The organism is Dorea sp. OM07-5 (assembly GCF_003481355.1).
Taxonomy (GTDB): Bacteria; Bacillota; Clostridia; order Lachnospirales; family Lachnospiraceae; genus Dorea_D; species Dorea_D hominis.
In genome coordinates, this window is record NZ_QUKZ01000045.1 from 1 (window position 1) to 1,608 (window position 1,608).

General features: G+C 43.9%; 2 protein-coding genes. Both read right to left on the minus strand.

Features of this window, described 5'->3' with window-relative positions; all coding sequences use genetic code 11:
• Positions 1–132 precede the first annotated feature (132 nt).
• Entirely contained in the window at positions 133–975 is an 843-nt protein-coding gene (locus DXC04_RS15310; protein ID WP_181975175.1) for a hypothetical protein, read from the minus strand.
• 87 nt (positions 976–1,062) lie between these two features.
• A complete protein-coding gene (locus tag DXC04_RS15315) occupies positions 1,063–1,380 on the minus strand; it encodes a hypothetical protein (protein ID WP_006426976.1) in 318 nt (105 codons plus the stop codon).
• Between the last annotated feature and the right edge of the window lie 228 nt (positions 1,381–1,608).

Here is a 1,608-nt window from a genome sequence, read left to right on the forward strand (position 1 = left end):
CATTCTCTCCCTTCCTTATGGCAGAGTCCTACATATAAATTCCCATTGTTCCGATAAGAGCTCACTCGTATCGCTACTGTCTCACGTCCGAATTCCCAGTTATATCTTAATGTTTTCTTTGTATCCATATTTTTAACCTCCAAGTCCCATCATTTCTCTGACAATACGGTCAGATGCCTTAATTGCTCCAACCAGCACCAGTAAATTGAATACCAGTTCTCCTACATAGTTCCACACGATTGTAACTGCACTCAACTCCGTATCTCCGACAGCCGGAGGGCTTGCTGCATAAGCAGAAAAGATAATACATGCCAGTGCAATAATTGCCCCTTCCAGACATACGCCTACATAAGAACGGATAAAGTTCTTTCCAATGGACTGCGTGGGTTCTCCTGCAAATGAGGAAATCGGAATCGGGGCGATTGCCGTATACATATAGATTTTGAACATTCTGCCATACACTGTCAGGATCATTACAAATGACAATACAGTGATCAGCAGACTGCCAAGCAGTGTAACAATCCACAACGGAATGGATTCCAGCATTCCCACGCTCTCAATCTTATCTACAATCTCCGTTGGCAGTTCCGTCATGCTTCCTGCCATACTGGAGCCGCTCATTACGGTTGTCACGATTCCCTGCACAATGGAAAACAATGCCTGCATAAGTTCCATTCCGTATGTGATTGCTCCCTGAGCAAGAGCAAACCGGATAAATGCTTTTAGCACATGTTCCGGCTTTTTCAGATCTGTAAAACTGCCACACGTTTTTATGATTCCGGCTGCAAAAAATAACACCAGTAATCCATAGGCAATGGCTGTCAGTGTATCATTGATATTGGTCATAATCCGCCAGATGCCGCCACCCTTAAAAGTTGCCGGATTTTCAGTCAGCAGAGTCCACAGTTCTGCCATCTTTTCACTCCATGTGGATAGTGCTGAGTTTAGATTCTGTACAATCCAGTTATCACTCAAAAGCTCTCACCTCCCTGAACATACTTTTAAATGCAGGAGTACCTTCCGGCACTCCTGCTGTCTCCTGATATACTTTTTCAAAGAGGCTTACGCCATAATCAGATCCAGGATTTCTTTGGCGAACGTAATAATTACCCCTCCGGCCAGTGTCAGAAATCCATTGGCTCTCTGGCTTGGATCATGGCTTTTTAAAGACAGGCCAACCTGCACAACGCCAAACCCAAGTAAAATCAAACCGATTGCACGAATCAGGGAAAAAATAAAAGTAGACAGGTTATTGATAACGGACAACGGATCTCCGGCTGCGAATGCGGTCGTTGCTCCGACCGTTACGGTCAGTACCAGTGCCATATAAAGACTCATCCACTTTTTCTGTTTTCTCCCCATCGGCATCGGGGTTGTCATTTTTTCAGTTGTATTCTTTTTTGTTCTATTCTTTTCTCCTGTGAGAAATTTCTTCAATACACATCACTCCAATCCATCAAAAAACTGCTATTCACCAAGAATGTCCTCGGTAGACAGCAGTTCGTAGTCATCTAATCTGTTAATGTCAATCTTTAGGTCGTCGTGAGCCAGTGGAGTTTTCGCATAATCATAAGGCGATGCACCACCGTCCTCTGTGTATCTGAAATT